Origin of the sequence: Deinococcus rhizophilus (genome assembly GCF_030271215.1) — a bacterium.
Classification (GTDB): domain Bacteria; phylum Deinococcota; class Deinococci; order Deinococcales; family Deinococcaceae; genus Deinococcus; species Deinococcus rhizophilus.
On record NZ_JASNGB010000202.1, the window covers coordinates 1 to 5,066 of the forward strand.

At 72.8% G+C, this 5,066-nt stretch carries 7 protein-coding genes and 1 pseudogene; 6 read left to right on the forward strand and 2 right to left on the reverse strand.

Features of this window, described 5'->3' with window-relative positions; genetic code table 11:
• From QOL99_RS14960 to QOL99_RS14975, 4 genes are all read left to right on the forward strand, one after another.
• Window positions 1-736, forward strand: a 736-nt coding sequence (locus QOL99_RS14960) for a c-type cytochrome (RefSeq protein ID WP_285524994.1), incomplete at its 5' end; no start/stop codon positions are given.
• Window positions 733-1,296 carry a Rieske 2Fe-2S domain-containing protein gene (locus tag QOL99_RS14965; protein WP_285524995.1) on the forward strand — a complete coding sequence of 188 codons (564 nt, stop codon included), beginning with the start codon at window positions 733-735 and terminating at the stop codon, window positions 1,294-1,296. The genes QOL99_RS14960 and QOL99_RS14965, both read left to right, overlap by 4 nt.
• A 20-nt stretch (window positions 1,297-1,316) precedes the next feature.
• Window positions 1,317-1,544, forward strand: coding sequence for a KTSC domain-containing protein (locus QOL99_RS14970; RefSeq protein WP_285524996.1), 228 nt, complete (start codon window positions 1,317-1,319; stop codon window positions 1,542-1,544).
• Between the two features lie 86 nt (window positions 1,545-1,630).
• Window positions 1,631-2,146 carry a GNAT family N-acetyltransferase gene (locus QOL99_RS14975; RefSeq protein WP_326522591.1) on the forward strand — a complete coding sequence of 172 codons (516 nt, stop codon included), beginning with the start codon at window positions 1,631-1,633 and terminating at the stop codon, window positions 2,144-2,146.
• Here the strand turns inward: QOL99_RS14975 and QOL99_RS14980 are convergent.
• Window positions 2,125-3,192 (reverse strand): LLM class flavin-dependent oxidoreductase, encoded by a 1,068-nt coding sequence (locus QOL99_RS14980; protein ID WP_285524998.1) that lies wholly within the window; start codon window positions 3,190-3,192, stop codon window positions 2,125-2,127. The two genes, QOL99_RS14975 and QOL99_RS14980, sit on opposite strands and share 22 nt — an antisense overlap.
• 54 nt (window positions 3,193-3,246) lie before the next feature.
• Here QOL99_RS14980 and QOL99_RS14985 point away from each other — a divergent pair, with 54 nt between their 5' ends.
• Both QOL99_RS14985 and QOL99_RS14990 read left to right on the forward strand, forming a co-directional pair.
• The gene (locus tag QOL99_RS14985; RefSeq protein ID WP_285525000.1) at window positions 3,247-4,116 is read left to right on the forward strand and encodes an HpcH/HpaI aldolase/citrate lyase family protein; all 870 of its coding nucleotides are present in this window, start codon (window positions 3,247-3,249) and stop codon (window positions 4,114-4,116) included.
• Window positions 4,113-4,598, forward strand: a complete 486-nt coding sequence (locus QOL99_RS14990; protein ID WP_285525002.1) for a MaoC family dehydratase — start codon at window positions 4,113-4,115, stop codon at window positions 4,596-4,598. Before QOL99_RS14985 ends, QOL99_RS14990 begins: the two co-directional genes overlap by 4 nt.
• Before the next feature lie 6 nt (window positions 4,599-4,604).
• Here the strand turns inward: QOL99_RS14990 and QOL99_RS14995 are convergent.
• Window positions 4,605-5,066, reverse strand: a pseudogene (locus QOL99_RS14995) (MATE family efflux transporter); the annotation flags it as partial.

Here is a 5,066-nt window from a genome sequence, read left to right on the forward strand (position 1 = left end):
CGGGGCCGTGACCTTCGTGCCGCGCTGGCAACTCGCCGCCCTCTCGCCGCGTGAGGCGCAGACGGTCCAGAACTCGCTCGCACTGCCCGAGTTGCGCCGCCGGGCCGAGGCCAGCCGCGCGGTCCCCGATTACCTCGCCTGGGGCCGGGCGGCCTTTGACTCTGCCCTGTACGACGAGGCGTCCACGGCCTACGCGGCGGCCCTGCGCCTGGACCCCCGGCAGCCCGAGGCGCTGCGGCGGCTGGGCATCCTGCTGCTGACCCGGGCCGAGCGGGGCGGGGGGGAACTGGGCGAGGAGGAAGCGGGCCAGGCCTTCTTGCTGGTCCGCACCGCCGCGGGGCTCGCCCCCGACGACGCCGAGTCGCAGCTGTTCCTGGGGTTCGCGCTCGTCCGCTTCGGGCAGGACGAGGCCGCCCTGGCCGCGCTGGAACGCTACCGCACCCTCAACCCCTCCGGCCGCGACGCCGACGAGACGATCACCGCCATCCGCGCCCGCCAGAACGAGTCCGATCCCGGCCTGCGCGTGTACGCCGCGAGCTGCGCGAGCTGCCACGGGGCGAACGGCGGGGGCGGGGCACTGGGACCCAGCCTGCGGGTGTCGAACCTCTCGCGGGACGGGCTGCGGCAGATCATCCTGCAGGGCAAGGGCGCGATGCCCGCCTATCCCGACCTGGGGACGGACGACCTGAACGCCCTGCTGGACGTGCTGGAACGCTGGCAGAAGGAGGGGCCTTGAAGGTCAGCCGCCGCCGCCTGCTGGAACACTGGTGGGTGCTGCCGGTCGCGGGCACGCTGGGGACCTTCGGGTACATGGGCTGGTACGCCTCGCGGGTGACCCTGGGCAAGCGGGGCGCGGGCGAGCCCCGATTTCAGCCGGGAGCGGCGGTGCGGGTGGCCCCGGCGGGACAACTGGCGCAGGAGTGGGCCGAGGTGCCCTTCACCTACGATGGCCGCCCCTGCGTGGCCCTGCGGGTGCCACAGCCAGTCCCCGGCGGCCTGAGCGTGGAGGGCCGCCACTACGCCGCCTACAGCCGCATCTGCACGCACCTGGGCTGTCCGGTGATTCTCGTGCGCGACCCAGAGGTGCTGGCCTTTGCCTACAACTACCGCCCGCCCAGGGAGGACGGGCACCCGCAACTGGGCTGCCCCTGCCACTACAGCGTCTTCGACCCCCTGAGGGCGGGCGAGGCTGTCTTCGGGAAGGCGAACGGACCGCTCCCCCGCGTGCGGCTGGAGGCGCGGGGCGGCGACCTCTACGCGACGGGCATCGAACCCGCGCCGCCGCTGGGGGGGTAGGGGCCGTTATCCTGTCCAGCATGGGCGTGACCCTCTTTCCGGTGGACTCCAGCATGATGTCGCACGTCGGATACGACGCGGGGACGCAGACCCTCACCATCCTGTTTCACAGCGGCAAGCGCTACGAGTACAGCGGCGTCCCGCCTGAGGTCTACGCGGAACTGCGGACGGCCGATTCGGCAGGATCGTACTTCCGCGAGGAAATCGACGGCTGCTACCCCTACCGGCAGGTCAGGGGCCGCCGCTGAGCCTCACCTTCACCCACGGCGATCTGCCCGCCGCCTCCGCCGTCCTGACCGCCACCGCCGCCCGGCTGCTGGAACGGGGGGAACCGCTGTGGCCGCCCCCCAGCCTGACGCCGGAGCGGCTGACCCGCCACTATCCGCCCGAAGGCTGGCGAGTCGCGTGGCAGGAAGGGCAGGCCGTCGGTACCTTCGCACTGCTGACGACCGACCCCCTCTTCTGGCCGGACGATCCGCCGGGGCAGGCCCGCTACCTGCACAAGCTCGGCGTGCATCCGGCGGCGCAGGGGCGGGGGCTGGCCCACGCGCTGCTGGCCGGGGCTGCCCGCGAGACGCGCGAGGCGGGGTGCGCCTTCCTGCGGCTGGACACCGCCGCCAACCGCCCGAAGCTGCGCGCCCTGTACGAGTCGGCGGGCTTCCGGGCGGTGGACGAGGTGACGGTCAGGGGCTTTTTCGTGGTNGAGGCGGGGTGCGCCTTCCTGCGGCTGGACACCGCCGCCAACCGCCCGAAGCTGCGCGCCCTGTACGAGTCGGCGGGCTTCCGGGCGGTGGACGAGGTGACGGTCAGGGGCTTTTTCGTGGTGCGCTACGAGCTGGCCGTGGGCTGACGCCGTGCCACCTCTGCCCGCACCAGCGGCGCGACCTTTGTCCCGAACAGCTCGATGGAGCGCAGCATCGCCGCGTGCGGGAGGGTGCCCACGCTCATCTGCATCAGGAAGCGGGTGTGGCCGAACAGCTCGTGCTGGTGCAGGAGTTTCGCGGCCACCTCCTCCGGGTCGCCCACGAACAGCGCCCCACCCGGCCCGCGCTCGGCGTCGAAGTGGGCGCGGCCCATCGGGGCCCAGCCCCGCTCGCGGCCCAGGCGGTTCATGACGAGGCTGTGCGCGGGAAAGGCGAGGTCGGCGGCCCCCCGCGACGTGTCCGCCAGAAAGCCGTGCCCGTTGATGCCCAGCGGCACCTCCCCGTGTCCGGCCGTGCGAGCGGCGTCGCGGTAGAGCCGCACGAACGGCGCGAACCGCTCGTACGCCCCACCGATGATCGCCAGCGCCATCGGCAGCCCCAGCGTCCCCGCCCGCCGGGCCGAGGAAGGCGTGCCGCCGACCGCCAGCCACACCGGAAGGGGCGACTCGGGGCGCGGATAGACCCCCTGACCGCCCAGCGGCGGACGGGTGCGGCCCTGCCAGGTGACCTGCTCGGACCCACGCACCGCCAGCAGCAACTCCAGCCGCTCGGCGAAGAGGGCGTCGTAGTCGGCGGGCATTCCGCCCAGAAACAGCGGGAAGGATTCGGCGAAGGAGCCGCGCCCCACCATGATCTCGGCCCGGCCCCCGGAGAGCAGGTCGAGGGTGGCGAACTGCTGATAGACGCGCACCGGGTCGTCGGTGCCCAGCACGGTCACGGCGCTCGTCAGCCGGATGCTCCGGGTGCGGGCCGCCATCGCCGCGAGGACCGTGGCGGGCGAGGACACCAGATAGTCGGGGCGGTGGTGCTCCCCCAGCCCGAACACGTCGAGGCCCACCTGATCGGCGAGTTCGGCCTCCTCCAGCAGATTCTTCAGGCGCTCGGCGGGACTGGGGGTGGCTCCGGTCGCCGGGTCGGGCGTGAAGTCCCCGAAGGAATACAGGCCGAGTTGAAAGGGAGTCGGGGTGGTCATGGCCCCACTCTGCCACCTCGCCCCCCGGCTTGCTGGACCCGTATCCTGGGGCACGTGCCTGCTCCTGACTCCAGCCTGCGGCCCCGCAGCGTCCTGTTCGCGCCGGGGGGCCGCGCCGACCTGATCGCCAAGCTGCCCCGCTCCGCGCCCGACGCGGTGGTCATCGACCTCGAAGACGCCGTGCCCGCCACCCCGCAGGCCAAGGCCGCCGCCCGCCCGGTCGCCCGCGACGCTGCCCGTGACCTCGTGGCCGCCGCGCCGCACCTTGCGGTGTTCGTGCGGGTCAACGCGGTGCACTCGCCCTTTTTCGAGGACGACCTCGCGGTGCTGACCCCCGAACTGGCCGGGGTCGTCGTGCCCAAGCTGGAGGCGGCGGCGGACGTGCGGCGGGTGCGGGAGGCGCTCTCGGCACGGGGGCTGGACCTCCCCATCCTGGCCGGGCTGGAGACGGGCACGGGCGTCTGGAATGCCCGCGAGATTCTGGCCGAGGAGGGCGTGGCCTGGGCCTACTTCGGGGCGGAGGACTACACGACCGACCTGGGAGGCACCCGCACGCCCGGCAATCTGGAGGTGCTGTACGCCCGCTCGCACGTGGCGCTCGCCGCCCGGCTGACCGGGGTGCACGCGCTCGACATCGTGGTGACGGCGCTGAATGACGAGGCCACCTTCCGCGAGGACGCCGCGCAGGGCCGCGCCCTCGGGTACGGCGGCAAGCTGTGCATCCACCCCACGCAGGTCGCGCTGGCGCACGAGTTCTTCGGACCGACCGATGCGGAGGCGGAGCGTGCCCGCAGGCTGCTGGATGCCGCGCACGAGGCGGCGATGAGGGGGCACGGCGCCTTCAGCTTCGAGGGCCAGATGGTCGACGAACCCATGCTGGCCAAGGCCCGCGCCACCTTGCACGCGAGAGGAGACGACCTGTGAACGAGGACCTGCTGCGCCCCCAGGGCCGCTATTTCGAGGAACTGATCCCCGGCACCGTCATCCGCCACCGGGTCACGCGCACGCTGACCGAGGCCGACAACGTGTTGTTCACCACGCTGACCATGAATCCGCAACCCCTGCACCTCGACCGCGAGTACGCTGCCGCGACCGAGTTCGGTCAGCCGCTGGTCAACAGCCTGCTGACCCTGAGCCTGCTCGTCGGCCTGAGCGTCCACGAGCTGACGCTGGGAACGCTGGTGGCGAACCTGGGGCTGGACGGGGTGGTTTTCCCGAAGCCCGTCTTTCACGGCGACACGATCCACGCCGAGTCGGAGGTGCTGGAGGCCAGAGGGAGCCGCAGCCGCCCCGACGCCGGGATCGTGGTGGTGGAACACCGGGCGATCAACCAGCGCGGCGAGGTGGTCGCGCGGTGCAAGCGGACGGCGCTGATGCAGCGGCAGCCCTCCGCGACAACCGACTGACGCCGCTCAGTCCGTCGCTGGATTCAGGCCGCCCTGCCCGACGATCACCTGACCCCACGACAGCCTGCGGCGCCGCCAGGTGAAGATGGCGATCTTCACGACCTCCTCCAGCACGCGGGCGAGCAGCACCCCCCAGAAGCCCAGCCCCAGGGGAAAGGCCAGCAGCCACGCCAGCGGCAGCCCCACCCCAAAGGCGCTGATGGCGTCCCCGATCAGCACCCCGCGCGTGTCGCTGCCCGACGGCAGCACGCCCGCCCCGCGCACCATGTTGGCGACCTTGACGACCTGAAAGGCGGCGTTGACCAGGATGGTCGCCAGCGCGATCCCCCGCACCTCGGCCCCCACGCTGGGGTACAGCAGCGGCAGCGCCAGCGCCGAGAGCGCGAACAGCACCCCGAAGGCGACCCCGGTGACCAGCCCGAAGCGCTCGACCGCCCGCGCCCGCTCGGCGGCGAGGGCCGCGTCGCG